Here is a 16,122-nt window from a genome sequence, read left to right on the forward strand (position 1 = left end):
CTTTAAAAGCGGCTTTTCTTATAGCTTCTTAGTACCAATTCAAGAGCGATACACCCAAACCAGCATAAGTTGCTCGATGGTTATAATCAATTAGGCTTTCACCATAACCGTTAAACAACTGGAAATGTCCGCGTAACTTGCCACTGATTGGAAAAGCCCAGTCAAATTGCACAGCACCATGAGAGTCATCACCACCTTTCAATGAATGACGCAGCATTAAAGAGAAGTCATTCTGCTTCCACTTATAAAACGCTGTTAAATCACCACGACCAATGTAATCTTCCATATCCGGATTATTATCATCTTTACTATCTTCTTCAAGACGAATCCATGGACGAAGCATTAAAGCAAAATTACCACGCTCCAATCCAACATTAAAAATTACACGGTTCCAGCTACGAGATAATGGATCTGAACGACCATTTGACTGATGGTTTAAGGTAACTCCAAGCAAACGTCCATCCAAACCAAGCAACTCGTAGTTCGTTCTAAACATTAAACTTGCTTCTGGCTCATAGTTCGTTTCACGGAATGGGCGAGATTCTTCAGCATTGAACGTCTGCCAACGTGAAGATTGTGTATACCCTACCCACAAATCACCATTATTTCCAAAAATATTTTCCCAAGCTTTGGTTTTCAAAGAAATCTGAAACTTACTTTCTGTTGATTTCAGATTCTGAGCATCCGTTACAGTGTTATTTGGATTTGGACTACTCGGGAATTCATTCTTGTCACTGGTCCAAAATACAGGTAGTAAATAGACTGGCTGATAAGCACGAATATTCCAAACACCGAGTTTACTTTTTTCAGATAACTCCCAACGTTGATCTAGCAAAGAAGTAGTAGGTTCAAGTGTAGGCGCTTTACCAATCACTTTAATATTACTAACTGTATCTACCACCTTCTCTTTAAATGTTTCTGGTTGAACAACAGGCTGATCGATTTTTTTAACAGGCTCAGGTACTACAGCGGCTTGCACAACAGGTAGAGCTGCTGGTTTAAATACAGAGTCGTAACAAGCCAGACGATCGGCATTCGAAGCAAGAGCAACACATGCATCAACTGTGGCAGGGTTTGCTGGAGCTAAGGTATCAGCATATGTTACAGACGCACATAAACAGCTAAGCACGATTCCCATGCTTAGCTGTAAAGATGTGCGTTCAAATTGTTTGAACGCCATGTTCAATCTCCAATTTTTATTTTAATTAACTTGTTGAATGGTAAAACCTAATTGCTGCAATTCATCACGTTTAGCAAATGGCGCAACTACAGCTTTTACAGGAGTTTGCTCTACTAAATATTGACGAGCAACACGTTTTAAATCATCCAATGTTACATGCAACAATCTTTCACGCAAAGTACGGCGGAAAGCTGGTGTTCTCGCATGCAACAATGCATAACATGCTGTAATCGCTTCACCTGCTGGAGAGCCTGGTTTATCCATACTTGCCACTAAACCAAGAATTGCTTCTTCAAGCTGATGAGGTTGTTGCTCTGTATTTAATAACCATTGCACGCTTGCTTCAAAGTCTTTAAACGTCTCTGCTAAACGTGGGTCACGGTAGCTAAAGAAACGGAATGAACAAGCATTTCCATCATAACTAGCCCCGCCGCCATAAGCACCACCTTTTTCACGGATAGCACTGTGCAAGAATCCGTTACGTAAATAAGCTGCCAATACCATTAATGGAGCCGCATCTGGATGTGATACTTCTACGGCTTGATATGCAGACGCACAGAATTGAACGTTTGCCTGAATTAACCATGCTTCATGATTATTATCATTAGCTTGTTCTACTTGAGTTAACTCAGTTGTAGCTGTATCAACATTCAACTTATCCCAAACATTCTGGATTTCTTCAACCAAACGTTCAGATTGATGTTCTTCACACACTAGTAAGAACTGTTTAGGTGCTTGCAACAACTTACTATGAATACGTTTTAATTCTGCAATCAGCTCATCGTAAGCGGCATCATCTTGGGTAATTTTAGTAACAAGCTCACCCAACCAATTCAATGCACCTAAACCCGTGTTTTGATAGTCACGTTGAGCCAGGGCACTCATGTTACGAGAAGCAATCTGCATCGCATAGCTGTGACCTGAACCAGATAAACGAGATTGCCAACGTGTTTTACGTTGTTGCAGTAACTCGATAATTCGTTCTTTCTCATCAAATCGAAGCTGTTCAAATGCTAATTTTAATAAATGAATTGCATCAAATTTCTGAGTCAAAGATTTAGTCGTTAAAGTCAGCCAAGCACTAATTTTATCTTTATCATCAACTTTACTACGTAAAGAAGCGCCCATTCCTAAACCACCACTTACAGCGGTTTGCAAGTTTTGTAGTTCAAGATAGCCATATTCGCCTGCACCCACTTCACCCATCAAAATAGAAAGCAAATTGAAGTAAGGTGACTTCACAATATCTTCAGGAATCTGAATGAGTACTTGTTGATAGTAAATGCCGTTAGTACCCGCATGGTACAAGTTCAACGGCGTATCCATACGATTACAAATAATTTCGCGTAACTGACCTTGCACAATATGCAAGTCAGCAGGTACATCTTCCAAACCTACTTTTGGCAATAACTCAAGATTATCAGGAGTGTCCTGACGTTCCTCTAAAGCCTTAGTCTTAGCAATGATTTCAGCCTTATCAGCATCTGTTAGCTTTTCACCAATAGCCGCTAAACGAGCTTTTTCCGCTTCCTGCTCTTTTACAGACTTGGTCGGGTCTGGAACTAAAGTCATCTGTACGCGATGAGGGTTGTCGAGCAAATGTGTTTGAATCAGATTTGATAACCACATTGGGTCTTTCAACTCTTCTTTAACTTGTGCAATTGCGCTGTCAACATCCCAAATTTGGATTGGATCATTATGGTGAATCGCACCACTTAAGCCATTTAAAATTAGACTTAAACCATACGGTGTACCATCACCATTAATTTCACGTTGATGTAACTCGATTTGATGCAAAATTGCATCGACTAAATTACTATCAATTGGTTTTGCAGCAACATCACGCAGAATATTTAAAACACCATCTCTAAAGCTTTGCGCATGTTCAGGATTTGAACCTTGAACACCACAGTAGAAAGTCATTTCAAAATTACTATCGTCTACGCCCATTAATGGACCTGTAGATTGAGCATAACCACAAGTTTCTAAGTAATGACGCAGTGGCGAAGCCGAATTTTCTAATAAAATCCCTTCGACTAAACGCATTCCTAAACGCAATTTAATGTCATTTGCTTCCGGTAATAACCAAGATAGAACATGATAAGTTTTATCTTTTAAATCATCACTATCAACACCGTAGTTCTCTGTTACTTCAATTGGTGCAGCTAAACGTTTTTCAGGCTTAGAGTATAAAGTTGTTCCCGCAGAAAACTTGTGTAGGGCTAGTTTTTCAAACTGCTCTTGTAGTTCATATGCTGTCTGATTACCAAAGGTCATGAATACAGCATTGCTTGGGTGGTAATGTACTTTATAAAAATCGACTAACTGCTCATACGTTAAATCAGGAATATCTTTCGGATCACCACCTGAGTTGTAATGATAGGTCGTTTCAGGAAATAAATGATGAGCCAACTGATGATAAAGTTGATCAGACGGCGCACTCATTGCACCTTTCATTTCATTAAAAACAACACCTTTATATACAGGTTGACCATTTTCAAGTTCAATACGAATACCTTCTTGAGCAAAATCAAGTGGATTCAAATTGGCAGCAAATGCCGCATCAAGATAAACAGAAAGTAAGTTTTGAAAATCTTTTTTATTTTGAGTAGCGAATGGATATGCTGTCCAATCTGCTGCTGTAAATGCGTTCATAAAAGTATTTAAAGAACGACGAATCATTAAAAAGAATGGATCACGTACCGGAAACTTTTCAGATCCACACAAAGCCGTATGTTCTAAAATGTGTGCCGTGCCTTTAGAGTCCATAGGCTGGGTTCTAAAAGCAACAAGAAATACATTTTCATCATAATCAGTTGCCAAGTGATAATGCACCGCACCTGTGACTTTATGCTTATATTCAGACACTAAAATATCTAATGCTTCTACATGGTGCTGACGTAGCAACTGAAACGCAGGGTGAACAGTTTGAGAAATGGTTTCAGTGACATCTACAGTCATGTGATCTCCTAACATATCGGATAAGTGAATAAGTCTCATTATAGCCTGAGTCAGCTTGAGATTGGCGAACAAAAGCCAAGTAAAATACTATGTTTTTGTTGAGTATTAGTTTTCATTGGCACAGCTTTGATATCAAGCACATAGCCATGAATGTTTTATCCTAACAGAACAAAAGCTTTTAATTCTATGTATATGATAGACATTGAATAAAAAAGCTGATCAATTTTATCTCAACGAGCTATTTGTGAGTCTAAAGAATTTTCACACAATAATATTTTTCCACTAATTTTTGATTTAACTGAATTTTATTCAACAAACTACAGCAAATCCAAGCAATGGTGTAAACTTAGCAACCTGATTTTTTTATTTTGTGACAACACATATGGCAACTGTAGATCTTTTTGCAATTGGTAATGCATTAATCGACCAAGAATTTAAAGTGTCTGATGATTTTCTTAGTCAACAAGGTTTGCAAAAAGGCACCATGCAGTTGTCCGATGGCGACACTCAATCTGCTCTTTATGCGGAGTTAAAACAGCATCAAGATTATAAAGGTCAAGCAAGTGGTGGTTCTGCTGCGAATACTACTGTAGCCTTTAGTGCATTAGGTGGAAGTGCTTTTTATGGTTGCCGCGTTGGTAACGATGATTTGGGTTCAATTTATCTGCAAGGTTTAAATGAAGCTGGCATCCAAACCACTCCAAAATCAATCAGTGAAGGCGTGACAGGTACCTGCATGGTACTCATTAGTCCTGACTCTGAACGTACAATGCATACTTATTTAGGCATCACTGCTGAACTTTCTCAAGATCAAATCGACTTTGAACCGTTAAAAACAGCAAAATGGCTTTATATTGAAGGTTATCTTTCTACAAGTGAAACAGCGCGCAAAGCTGTAAAACAAGCCAGAGAAATTGCAAAAGCAAATGGCGTTAAGATTGCTTTATCTCTTTCAGATCCTGCCATGGTGCAATACGCTCGCGAAGGCTTAGAAGAGCTCATGGATGATGGCGTAGATTTACTATTTTGTAATGAACAAGAAGCCTTAATGTATACAAATACAACAACTGTTGAAGATGCTCTTGCTCAATTACGTTTTAAAAATCATACAGTAGTCATTACACAAAGTGCTAAAGGTGCTTTAGTTTCTAACTCTACTCAACATTTCCATGTGGCAGGCCGTCATGTAGAAGCCGTTGATACCAATGGTGCGGGTGATGCATTTGCAGGCGCATTCCTATACGCCCTAAACCATCATCAAGATTTGAATGCTGCTGCACAGTTGGCTGTCTTGATTTCTAGTGAGGTTGTTTCTCAGTTTGGCCCACGTTTAGCAATTAATGATTATGCTAAACTTCTTGAAAATTTTCAGAAGGAATGTGCTTGAAATGGAAAGGATCTGTATGACGGAAGAAGTTCCTGAGCGTGAAGCTAGAGCTTTTGACACTTTACAAGGAACTACTATTTTCATTACGCAACGTGATGGCGCATTCTATGCTTATCAAAACCTATGCCCTCACTTGCAAACAGAGCTTGAATATTTAGAAAATCAATTTCTGGATCAAGACCAAGAATATATTCAATGTTCTACCCATGGTGCTTTATTCACTGTGGAAACAGGCGAATGTATCTCAGGACCATGTTTAGGTGATTTTTTAAATAAAGTTGAGATTAAAGTACATTCAGATGGCGGTATCTATATCGTAGACTGAAGCGATCAACATTAGAGTTTCTGCCATGGCTGATTTCTTTTTCAATTATTATCTTATGCCATTTCACTTAAGTGTAGTGGCTTTGATATTACTCAGCGTGGTAGAAACCATTGGTATGTATATTGGACTTCGTCCAAGTCAATTACTCAAAAAAATTGCGCCTGTTTGGCTTTCCAATTCACCACTACTTAACGTTAAATTTTCTAAAGCTTTAATTTTCGTTTTTTTACTTATCAATTTTAGTTTTGCAGGCTATTTTTTACAGCTCTCTTTCTTTGCAATCCAGCATTATTTTATTTCACCATTTTATTTAATCGTCCCAGCCCTTGTCATCGCAATCTTTTTTACTGTATTCATGATTCACTGCCTTGACCAAGTAATTAAACCAAAGCTTACTCATACAAACTATAATCTTTTAGGACGTTTAGCGACAGTTTCCAGTGGTAATGCTAGACCTGGGTTTTCTGCCCAAGCGCGTGTGCGTGATGAATTCGGCCAGCTACATTACGTTCAAGTCGAACCAGAATACGGCGAACTCGAATTATACTCTCAAGTTATCCTTGTCAGAGTGCATAAAAGCCATTATGTAGCCAAGAAAATTTCTGTATCAAACGATCTTTTCGCCCCCGATTAAATTCTCACTACTATTCTATTTACTTACTGCTTTTTGCAGGCTTTATTACGTCTATATTTATTATTTTCTTTTTAATTAATTATTTATTATTCCAACTCTTTTAGTTTGAAATAGTATTTATAAATATAATATACAACCATTTTGGTTGGTATTAAATTAAAACAAACCATTTTAATCAACTTAATATTTTTTATTTACAAGTGTTTTAGTAGGATTTAATAATCAATTCAAACCATTTTAGTATAGTATTTATTTTAAAATATTAAATGTTTGTTTTATAAAAATTAATTATTTAAATATTCATTTAAAATATATTTAATGTTTATTTTTATTATATTTTGATTAATAATAAAATTAATATCAAATGAGGTTTAATTTATGAGCCTTAATTTTAAAAATCTTAATGGTCGTTTAGTTAAAGAAATCACTATTATTCTAATAATAAAAATAGTGCTTCTCTTAACGATCAAACATATTTGGTTTGATGCTCCCACCATCCCCAAAAATTTTGACAATCAGGTCGCCGAGCATATTGCCGGCGATAACATTTCCCACATTAAGGAGACACGTTGATGATTTCTGAAAGCGTGGTTGATCTTTCGCGGTTTCAATTTGCGATGACCGCAATGTATCACTTTCTTTTCGTCCCTTTAACTCTAGGTTTGGCATTTATCCTTGCCATCATGGAAACCACTTATGTCATTTCCGGTAAAGAAATTTACAAGGATATGACTAAATTTTGGGGAAAATTATTTGGTATTAACTTTGCTTTAGGGGTAACAACTGGCTTAACCATGGAGTTCCAATTTGGAACAAACTGGGCTTATTACTCACACTATGTAGGTGATATTTTTGGTGCTCCATTAGCAATTGAAGGCCTTATGGCATTCTTTCTTGAGTCTACATTTATTGGTTTATTCTTCTTCGGATGGGATCGTTTAAGTAAGGTTCAGCATCTAGGCGTAACATGGTTAGTCGCTCTCGGTTCCAACATGTCAGCGCTTTGGATTTTAGTGGCGAATGGATGGATGCAAAACCCTGTAGGTGCTGCATTTAACTTTGAAACAATGCGTATGGAATTAGTTGATTTCGGTGCGCTTATCTTTAACCCTGTAGCTCAGGTGAAATTCGTACATACCGTTTCTGCGGGTTATGTAACTGGTGCAATTTTTGTACTCGCCATCTCAAGCTATTATTTACTTAAGAAACGTGATCTCCCTTTCGCACGCCGCTCTTTTGCAATTGCTGCCATTTTCGGTCTTGCATCTACACTTTCAGTGATTTTGTTAGGTGATGAATCTGGCTATGAGCTCGGTGATGTTCAAAAAACTAAACTCGCTGCGATCGAAGCCGAATGGGATACTCATCCTGCTCCTGCTCCATTTACTTTGTTTGGTGTACCAAACCATGAAGAGATGCGGACAGATTACGCAGTTAAAATTCCATATGCATTAGGTTTAATTGCAACTCGTTCAACAACCAAAGAAGTTACTGGTCTTAAAGATCTCATGCAACAGCATGAAGTTCGTATTCGCAACGGTATGCTTGCCTATGCCGAACTTGAAGAATTACGTGCAGGTGATCGTTCACCAGAGTTATTAGCCTCTTTTGAAAAAAATCAAAAAGATTTAGGTTATGGCCTACTTCTTAAGAAATATGCACCCAATGTAGTTGATGCAAGCGAGCAAAATATTAAAGCTGCTGTAAAAGATACTGTTCCAAATGTTACAGCGCTATTTTTCTCTTTCCGCGCAATGGTTGCCTCTGGTTTCTTAATGCTATTACTCTTCGTTTTAGCGACTTGGGCTGTAGCAAAAAGAAATGCTGAAAATAAACCTTGGCTACTGAAATATGCATTGTTGGCTCTACCGCTTCCTTGGATTGCTGCACAAACTGGCTGGTATGTAGCTGAAGGTGGTCGTCAACCATGGTCTATTGGTGAAATTCTACCAACCCACCTCTCTACTTCTAGTTTAAGTACTGGTGACGTATGGGGTTCGATTATTGCGCTAGCAGCGTTCTACACGGCTCTTTTGATTATTGAAATGTATTTAATGATCAAATTTGCTCGCTTAGGACCAAGCTCTCTACACACTGGCAAATATCATTTTGAAAAGCAAGAACCGAAAGCAGCGGTTAAAGGGGAGGCCTTATCATGATTGAATATGAATTATTGAAAATCATTTGGTGGGTGTTAGTTGGCGTACTTCTGATCGGCTTTGCTCTTACCGATGGCTTTGATATGGGGTCTATGGCTCTCATGCCTTTCGTTGGAAAAACCGATAGCGAACGCCGTGCTGCAATCAATACCATTGCCCCACACTGGGATGGTAATCAGGTTTGGTTTATTACAGCAGGTGGGGCACTATTTGCTGCATGGCCAATGGTTTACTCAGTCGCTTTCTCAGGCATGTACTGGGCACTTTTGTTAGTTCTATTTGCACTTTTCTTAAGACCTGTAGGTTTCGATTATCGCTCTAAACTTGAAAATACCAAATGGCGTAACTCTTGGGACTGGGGTCTGTGCATCGGTAGTGCTGTTCCAGCGCTTGTGTTTGGTGTGGCCTTCGGTAATTTATTTTTAGGCATTCCTTTTAGTTTAGATAGCACATTACGCTCTGAATATACAGGCAGCTTTTTTGCCCTTCTTAACCCCTTTGCTCTAGTTTGCGGTGTGGTAAGTCTGTCTATGCTTTGTGCACATGGCGGTGCATGGCTCATGCTACGTACTGATGAAGCTTTAAAACAGCGCTCTGCCAAAGCCACTCAAATTATGGCAATTATCTTTTTAATTTGTTTCCTTGTAATTGGAGCATGGCTCTATTTCGGGCAAGTTCCAGGTTATAGCTATGCTGTTGCTATAGACCCAAATACTGCGCTTAACCCTTTAGCTAAAGAAGTGGTTACCAATAGCAATCCAGGTTGGATGAACAATTACAGCACCTACCCAGTGACTAAAGTTGCCCCTGTTCTTGCCATATTAGGCGCAATCATTGCAATTTTTGCATCTTCAAAAGCAAAAGCGGGCTTAAGTTTTACTGGTACAAGTTTAATGATTGTAGGAGCAATTTTAACTGCTGGTTTTGCCCTATTCCCATTCCTACTTCCATCTAGTATCAATCCTAACTCTAGCTTGACGATGTGGGATGCTGTATCAAGTCACCTTACTTTAGGCGTTATGACAGTTGCTGCCTGCATTTTTGTTCCTCTTATTTTGATCTATACCAGTTGGTCTTATTACAAAATGTGGGGAGTCATTACCAACAAACACATCGAGTCAAACTCGCATAGCTTGTATTAAGGAGAACGTAATGTGGTATTTCGCATGGATCCTAGGCATTTTGATGGCATGTTTTGCGGGTGTACTCAGTGCACTTTATATCGAACATCATCAAAATCTAGATGAGGAATAAATGATGGCAAAAGCAATGACAGCATCAAATCATCGAAAAGCTCAAGCATTTGCAATGGCCCTTTCTTTTCTGTTGGCATTGCCTCTTGCTGCAATTTTGTTGGTTTATCCTTCACTCATGCTAGATGCTAACGGACACTACAATCATAGCCAGCTTATGCTGGTGATGATTGGTATTTCTGGTGGTTTTATTTATGGAGTGGGTTTCGTACCCAACTTCTGGTTATGGAAATGGCTATTTAGCCCATGGGTGGCTTGGCCTCTCATGCTTTTAGGTTATTACATCTGGTTTCTAACCTAAATTAAAAAGACCTCATCTGAGGTCTTTTTTCATTTCAACCAATTTAATAGGGACCCTTGGCACCCCTACATTTGCTTCAACCGGATATGACTGCTTATTACCCGTTTTCATATATCCACGTCTTTCATAATAAGCGATCAATTCAGAACGGACATCTAGCACATACATTAAGGCGCTGGTCAGATGGGGATCTTCTTTCAATGCATATTGCTCTGCATATTCTAAAACAGATCGACCCACTCTCATATTTTGAACTTGAGGATCAGTACAAAATGTTCCAATCTCAACCTGATTATTTTCAAATGTAAGCCCAATACAAGCAATAAGCTTGGAAACAGAAGTTTCTGCTATCAATAATGTTGAATTCCTAAGTTGTAGTTGTGCTTCTAATTGAAACTCTGTAATACGCTGTCCTTCTACCCAATCAAGTTCTGTTGTCCAACTTCTATCTTGTTGTTCTCGATAGGACTTATTAATTAAAACTACGAGTTGTGGAATATCAGGAAATTGAGCTGAGCGGAAATTTAAATTATTCATAAAATATACTTAGGCTATTTATAAAAATTCTAAAAATAAAGCCGATATTAAATCGGCTTTATTTTAAATAGCAATAAATTAATTTGATTGTTCAGCTAACCATGCCATAAATTTTTGACGCTCAGCTTTAGAAGCTTTTTGCCAAGTTTCTACTAAACGTTGATCATTCGTTTGGGCTACACCCGTTACTGGCATAGATGTTGGAGCTGGTACAGCCACCTGAACAGAAGTAGGTTTAGCAGAGGCATACACTGCCTCAGGCTGCGATTTAGATGATTTAGTCGTAAAGTCAGTGACTTTTCCTAATAAACCCGTTGCAAACCATGGTTTTGCCTCATTGTTTGCACCAGTTTGTTGTACGATTAATTCATTATTTGCGCTGTACAAAGCCACAGTTGGTTGCTCAGCATATTTCTTTGCTTGTTCAAATTGCTTTGGTGCATCTACCATCGAAAGCTTATAAGTTTGCCCATCTTTGAGTACTGGAGTTTGAATTGTGACTACTCCAGATTTAACAATGTCATGCTCCCCGCTTAAATGTTCAAAGTATTCTTGATAGCGCACACTTAAGCTTGTTTCACCAGCATCGACTTTATAATTATTTTTAGATGAACGAAATAACCCAGAGTTGACTTCCTGACCATTCACCGCAAGGATTACAATTTCCTCTGGTGCTGTAATTGTAACTGCTGAAAATACCGAACCGCTGAGTAATAAACCAATTGCAGCAACACCTAATCTTAAAGTCATCTGTCTCTTTCTCTGTGTTTGATAAGCTATTAAATCATGAGCAATATGCAATATGATTGTGACTATTTTATGACAAAGCAGTTATCGACTAATTTCTTGATTTATTATTTTGAAATATGCATTTGAATTTCATAAATTTTCGTTTTATGTATTCTTCCTCTTCATTCTAAAAACATAAAAAAAGCACCTAAAATAGATGCTTTTTTTAATTTCAATTAAATTAATTGAAAGTTTTGAAACGATCAGCATCATTAATAAATGCTTTTTCACCTGCTGGTGCTTCAACCGAACCAAATACTAATTGAGCACGTAATTTCCAAGTTGCAGGAACATCAAATGCTTCAGCTGCGTCTGCATCGACAATTGGGTTATAGTGCTGTAAAGATGCACCTAAACCAAGCTCTGAAAGCGCAGTCCAAGTTGCAAATTGAGCAATTGCACTTGAGTGTTCAGACCATACAGGGAAATTGTCTGCATATAGTTCGAATTGCTCTTGTAAGCTTTTAACAACAGCTTGGTCTTCATAAAATAAAACCGTACCAACACCAGCTACAAAGCTATCAATTTTTGCATTTGTACCAGCAAAAGCTTCTGCAGGAACAATTTTACGCAAAGCTTCACGAACTAAATTCCAGAATTTAGCATGAGATTCACCGTATAGTGTCACTACACGTGAAGATTGTGAGTTAAAAGCTGAAGGACTATGTTTAACTGCTTCACGGATAGTTTCTTCAATTTTAGTGTGATCTAATGCAACGTTTTTACCAATTGCATAAATTGTACGACGGTTTTTAATTTTATCTAAGAAAGTAGACATTTTGTTATTTCCTACCTATTGATTTGACCAAGGGTCGTTGTTTGGGAATGAGTACAGTGTATTAAAGTCATTTTTCATAATCAGCATTAAAAATATGACAGTTCGTTTTATTTTCGCAACAATAATAAAAGATATACATATAAAAAAAGCTTCACGATTTAGTGAAGCTTTTTAGGGTTATCAAGCAATTTACTTATCAGTTTCAAACAGCGCAGCAACAAAAGATTTAGCCGAGAATGGTCTTAAATCATCAATTTTTTCACCTACACCAATAAAACGAATTGGCACATGGGTGCGGCTCGCAATGTTAAAGAGTACACCACCTTTAGCTGTTCCATCCAACTTGGTAATGGTAATACCCGTTAAACCTACAGCTTGATCAAACTCTTGTACTTGGTTAATCGCGTTTTGACCTGTTCCTGCATCTACCACCAACATAATTTCATGAGGTGCAGTTGCATCAATTTTCTGCATAACACGTTTAACTTTTTTGAGTTCTTCCATCAAGTTACTCTTATTATGTAAACGCCCTGCCGTATCCGCAATTAATACGTCAATTCCTTTAGCACGAGCACTTTCAAAGGCATCAAAAATAACAGAAGCACTATCAGCTCCATGACCTTGCGCTACTACAGAGATATCGTTACGTTCACCCCAGATCTGTAATTGCTCAGTTGCTGCGGCGCGGAATGTATCACCAGCAGCCAACATCACTTTTTTACCTTCACCTTGTAAACGTTTAGCCAATTTACCAATAGTTGTAGTTTTACCTACTCCATTTACCCCAACCATCAAAATCACATAAGGTGATTTATTAGGGTCAATATGTAATGGCTTAACACGTGGAGCCAACAAAGCAACCAACTCTTCTTGTAACGCTTTATATAAAGAGTGAGAATAGATCAAATCACCACGAGCTGTACGCTCTGTTAAATTGGTAATGATGGTTTTAGTTGCTTCAACACCAATGTCTGCAACCAATAATTGCTCTTCGACTTCTTCAAGTAACTCATCGTCAATTTCCTTTCCACCAATCAAGATATTGACCATACCATCAGCGAAATTACGACGAGTTTTGGTTAAGCCTTCTTTCATCCGGCCAAAAAAACCAGTTTTTGGTTGTTCAGCCGCTGTTTCTGTAGAAGCTACTTCGTCTTTGGCTACTTCAGTATTTTCTTGTGATTTAGCAGGAGATTCAACGATGGGAACATCGATAGCAGGTAAATTAGGTAATGTGACATCGTCATCACCGATCTCAGCATCTATCAAGAATTTATTTTGCATATTCGATTGTTGCTCCATGCGGATTCCTTGAAAAGCAGCGCGTTTAAAAAGATAAAGTTTAGCATAAATTCTAAATTTTGCCTGCCACAATAGTGCTCAAAAAGCTTTGGAAACCAAGATTTAGCCTGATTAACCCATTTACTGAGTATCTTCCTGAGCAAGTGCTGGATATTGTCTAATATGAGCACCTTCAAATTGATATGCATGCATTAACTTTAAATACTCTGCTCTATGAATTTCTGATTGAGCTATTAGCAGCTCAGCCATATCCTGAGTTTTAGGATAAGTAGCTTGATGAGAGAGTTGTATAATTCGTTGATATTGTTCCGGACTAATAGGCCGAAGTAATGCTAAATATGACAGCACAAAAATACAGCCAATGACAATAACCACAAATAGGTTAAAACATTGATCAACTTTTAACTCAGACTTTAATTTAAGAAAATTTTGTTTGAATATGAGCATGACCTACCTCGAATTAGTGTAGTGTAGGGTTCAATACTCATAAGCACAAGATCAAACATCCAGTAAGGCCAAGAATCGTACCTTACTGGATAATAATACTTAGCTTATTAGTGAACGAATGACGGAAAAGTATAAAATTGCTGCAATAATCACCAAGACTAAAAACATCGCAAAAATACTTAACCCTTCTTCAGCATCGGCTGGATGCAATTCATCTTCGTCGGCAATTTTTCTTAGTTCACCATCATAAACTTGATAAAACCAGTTTTTTTGTGCAGGTTCCAAATGCCGTGCAAAGTCAAATACCCTTTTGCGCTGAGCAAGACAATAATCCCCTAAATGGATCTCTTGATGAAAGATCGCTTCGTCTAATAGCTTACGATGATAATGGGCTAGTTCTATGATTTGTTCCTCTCTAGGTGGAGTATCAAAAACAAAGCCATCAATAGTATTTGTCATATTTTATTCTCCTTGTCTTTTATTCTCATATTGATTTTACTCAAAATTATTTGTGAATAATGTTTAATCATGTATCCTAATAGTGAATTAACTGGTATGCACCAATAGTTGACAAATCCATTAATTTGTAATATTAGTTTAATAATTCTAAGTTAAATTAATTTAAAGGCAGTGGCCTTTAGAAAAAGTAATCATAATTACAATAAGGAGTTTTCTATGATTCAACGTATCTCTCATCATGATTTAGAACATGTGTACGCAACTGCAGTAAACACAATTCACTCTCAAATGAATTTTCAGGATGCAGTTGCACAGTTAGAAGAAGTTGCTCGCGCTGGGCACGGTAAAGCTGCTCTGTTTTTAGCTGAATTGTATTATCAAGGTTTCCGTGTTGAACGTGACTCACTTAAAGCACAATATTGGCAAAAGTTAGCCACAATGCAAGCATAAAGAAACGTCACTTAGGTGGCGTTTTTTTACGTCTGTAAATAAGTAAAACTAGCAATTTATCTAAAGCTTTAGCCACTTTAAGTAAAGGATATGAATTTCACAGCTGGAATATTTGTTTACGATTTGATACCTGTTTAAACTGAAATGTCATCTGATTTTTTTATAATAAGCAAGACAAGTTAGAACCTTTAAAATTCACAATGAAAAGTTTAAGTAATCTACAACCGGTTTCAAGAGACTTGATGATTAAGATTTATATTTTAAGAACCATGATGTATTGCGGGGTTCTTTGGGGATTATTTCATCAAGGATGGGCAATTAAATCAGATCAGGAAGACTTTATTTTTCCTTTTTGGCTTAATGGTTTGCAGGCACATCGCTACGCAAAAGAGCATTGGCCACATTACAAGCCAAGAAGAATTACACCTAAAGATTTCCATGAGTCTTTACTACCAACTTTAACTCGACTCAACGTCACTCCTGCTTTGTTTAATTCATCTCATAGAAAATTAAAGTTATCTACTCAACAAATGCAACATTTCTTTTTCAAACATCCGAATTGGCAAGGAGCGTAAACTTTTCTTTAGATTCTTAATCTCTATTAGAATGCTTTTTGAACGTTTGAATGTAAAACTTGTATTTGAATGACTATCCAGTCTTTGCATTTTTATAAAATCAAGCTAATTTAAAACAAAATGATAAAACACAGGACAGAAGAAATGACAATCGTTGCACAAGTAATCAAGAACAAAGCAGAGCAAGATATTTTTACAATTTCTCCAGAAGCCACTGTCCTTGAAGCAATTAAGATTATGGCGGATAAAGGAATTGGTGCGCTCGTCGTAGCTGAGGGTGAAAAAGTTGTCGGAATTTTGTCTGAACGTGACTACACGCGAAAAGTAACGCTTATGGAACGTTCATCATATAGCACTACAGTCGCTGAAATTATGACATCCAAAGTACTTACGGTAAGCTTAAATAACACGGTTGAAGAATGTTTGCAGCTTATGACAGATCGTCATTTACGTCACTTGCCTGTACTAGACAATGAAAAATTAGTTGGTTTTATCTCTATTGGTGACTTGGTAAAAGCTGCAATGGAAGACCAGAAAAATCTCATTGAACAATTAAAACAGTACATCTCTGGTTAATTATTTCAT

The 16,122-nt window shown here is 37.5% G+C and carries 19 protein-coding genes; 11 read left to right on the plus strand and 8 right to left on the minus strand.

The window, feature by feature from the left end; genetic code table 11:
• Positions 1–28: 28 nt before the first annotated feature.
• Positions 29–1,180, minus strand: a complete 1,152-nt coding sequence (locus tag J536_RS09320; protein WP_032062745.1) for a phospholipase A — start codon at positions 1,178–1,180, stop codon at positions 29–31.
• A 21-nt stretch (positions 1,181–1,201) separates the two neighbouring features.
• Positions 1,202–4,141, minus strand: a complete 2,940-nt coding sequence (locus J536_RS09325; RefSeq protein ID WP_002120972.1) for an insulinase family protein — start codon at positions 4,139–4,141, stop codon at positions 1,202–1,204.
• Between the two features lie 382 nt (positions 4,142–4,523).
• Here J536_RS09325 and J536_RS09330 point away from each other — a divergent pair, with 382 nt between their 5' ends.
• From J536_RS09330 to J536_RS09355, 8 genes are all read left to right on the plus strand, one after another.
• Complete coding sequence (locus J536_RS09330; protein ID WP_017480985.1) at positions 4,524–5,528, plus strand: adenosine kinase; 1,005 nt, start codon at positions 4,524–4,526, stop codon at positions 5,526–5,528.
• Between the two features lie 16 nt (positions 5,529–5,544).
• The gene (locus J536_RS09335; protein ID WP_002121079.1) at positions 5,545–5,853 is read left to right on the plus strand and encodes a Rieske (2Fe-2S) protein; all 309 of its coding nucleotides are present in this window, start codon (positions 5,545–5,547) and stop codon (positions 5,851–5,853) included.
• A 25-nt stretch (positions 5,854–5,878) separates the two neighbouring features.
• Positions 5,879–6,487, plus strand: a complete 609-nt coding sequence (locus J536_RS09340) for an OB-fold-containig protein (protein ID WP_002121106.1) — start codon at positions 5,879–5,881, stop codon at positions 6,485–6,487.
• A 378-nt stretch (positions 6,488–6,865) separates the two neighbouring features.
• Positions 6,866–7,060: a cytochrome oxidase putative small subunit CydP gene (cydP, locus tag J536_RS0104285; protein WP_005073962.1), complete on the plus strand. Its 195-nt coding sequence runs from the start codon at positions 6,866–6,868 to the stop codon at positions 7,058–7,060.
• Complete coding sequence (locus J536_RS09345; RefSeq protein ID WP_032062747.1) at positions 7,060–8,646, plus strand: cytochrome ubiquinol oxidase subunit I; 1,587 nt, start codon at positions 7,060–7,062, stop codon at positions 8,644–8,646. Before cydP ends, J536_RS09345 begins: the two co-directional genes overlap by 1 nt.
• Positions 8,643–9,788: a cytochrome d ubiquinol oxidase subunit II gene (gene cydB / locus J536_RS09350; protein WP_032062749.1), complete on the plus strand. Its 1,146-nt coding sequence runs from the start codon at positions 8,643–8,645 to the stop codon at positions 9,786–9,788. The genes J536_RS09345 and cydB overlap by 4 nt, the downstream gene beginning before the upstream one ends.
• 10 nt (positions 9,789–9,798) lie before the next feature.
• Positions 9,799–9,900: a cytochrome bd-I oxidase subunit CydX gene (cydX, locus tag J536_RS0104290; RefSeq protein ID WP_000270276.1), complete on the plus strand. Its 102-nt coding sequence runs from the start codon at positions 9,799–9,801 to the stop codon at positions 9,898–9,900.
• Positions 9,901–10,200, plus strand: a complete 300-nt coding sequence (locus J536_RS09355) for a cyd operon YbgE family protein (RefSeq protein WP_004791954.1) — start codon at positions 9,901–9,903, stop codon at positions 10,198–10,200.
• A 12-nt stretch (positions 10,201–10,212) separates the two neighbouring features.
• Here the strand turns inward: J536_RS09355 and J536_RS09360 are convergent, their stop codons facing one another.
• The 6 genes from J536_RS09360 to J536_RS09385 all read right to left on the minus strand — a co-directional run bounded on the left by J536_RS09360 (position 10,213) and on the right by J536_RS09385 (position 14,512).
• On the minus strand, positions 10,213–10,737 hold the full coding sequence (locus J536_RS09360) for a GNAT family N-acetyltransferase (RefSeq protein ID WP_032055951.1): 525 nt from the start codon (positions 10,735–10,737) through the stop codon (positions 10,213–10,215).
• 78 nt (positions 10,738–10,815) lie between these two features.
• Positions 10,816–11,487 carry a DUF2057 domain-containing protein gene (locus J536_RS09365; protein WP_032055949.1) on the minus strand — a complete coding sequence of 224 codons (672 nt, stop codon included), beginning with the start codon at positions 11,485–11,487 and terminating at the stop codon, positions 10,816–10,818.
• Positions 11,488–11,707: 220 nt separating this feature from the next.
• On the minus strand, positions 11,708–12,304 hold the full coding sequence (locus J536_RS09370; protein WP_032055947.1) for a nitroreductase family protein: 597 nt from the start codon (positions 12,302–12,304) through the stop codon (positions 11,708–11,710).
• Positions 12,305–12,493: 189 nt separating this feature from the next.
• Positions 12,494–13,606: a signal recognition particle-docking protein FtsY gene (gene ftsY / locus J536_RS09375; protein WP_032062751.1), complete on the minus strand. Its 1,113-nt coding sequence runs from the start codon at positions 13,604–13,606 to the stop codon at positions 12,494–12,496.
• A gap of 120 nt (positions 13,607–13,726) precedes the next feature.
• Positions 13,727–14,053: a hypothetical protein gene (locus J536_RS09380; protein ID WP_002120920.1), complete on the minus strand. Its 327-nt coding sequence runs from the start codon at positions 14,051–14,053 to the stop codon at positions 13,727–13,729.
• A 99-nt stretch (positions 14,054–14,152) separates the two neighbouring features.
• Entirely contained in the window at positions 14,153–14,512 is a 360-nt protein-coding gene (locus J536_RS09385) for a hypothetical protein (protein WP_002120892.1), read from the minus strand.
• 216 nt (positions 14,513–14,728) lie between these two features.
• Here J536_RS09385 and J536_RS09390 point away from each other — a divergent pair, with 216 nt between their 5' ends.
• From J536_RS09390 to J536_RS09400, 3 genes are all read left to right on the plus strand, one after another.
• Complete coding sequence (locus J536_RS09390; RefSeq protein ID WP_002121063.1) at positions 14,729–14,962, plus strand: hypothetical protein; 234 nt, start codon at positions 14,729–14,731, stop codon at positions 14,960–14,962.
• 200 nt (positions 14,963–15,162) lie between these two features.
• Positions 15,163–15,537, plus strand: coding sequence for a DUF2750 domain-containing protein (locus tag J536_RS09395; protein WP_005802084.1), 375 nt, complete (start codon positions 15,163–15,165; stop codon positions 15,535–15,537).
• 144 nt (positions 15,538–15,681) lie between these two features.
• Positions 15,682–16,113 carry a CBS domain-containing protein gene (locus J536_RS09400; protein WP_002121094.1) on the plus strand — a complete coding sequence of 144 codons (432 nt, stop codon included), beginning with the start codon at positions 15,682–15,684 and terminating at the stop codon, positions 16,111–16,113.
• Positions 16,114–16,122 lie beyond the last annotated feature (9 nt).

Origin of the sequence: Acinetobacter sp. 809848 (assembly GCF_000581275.1) — a bacterium.
GTDB lineage: Bacteria > Pseudomonadota > Gammaproteobacteria > Pseudomonadales > Moraxellaceae > Acinetobacter > Acinetobacter pittii.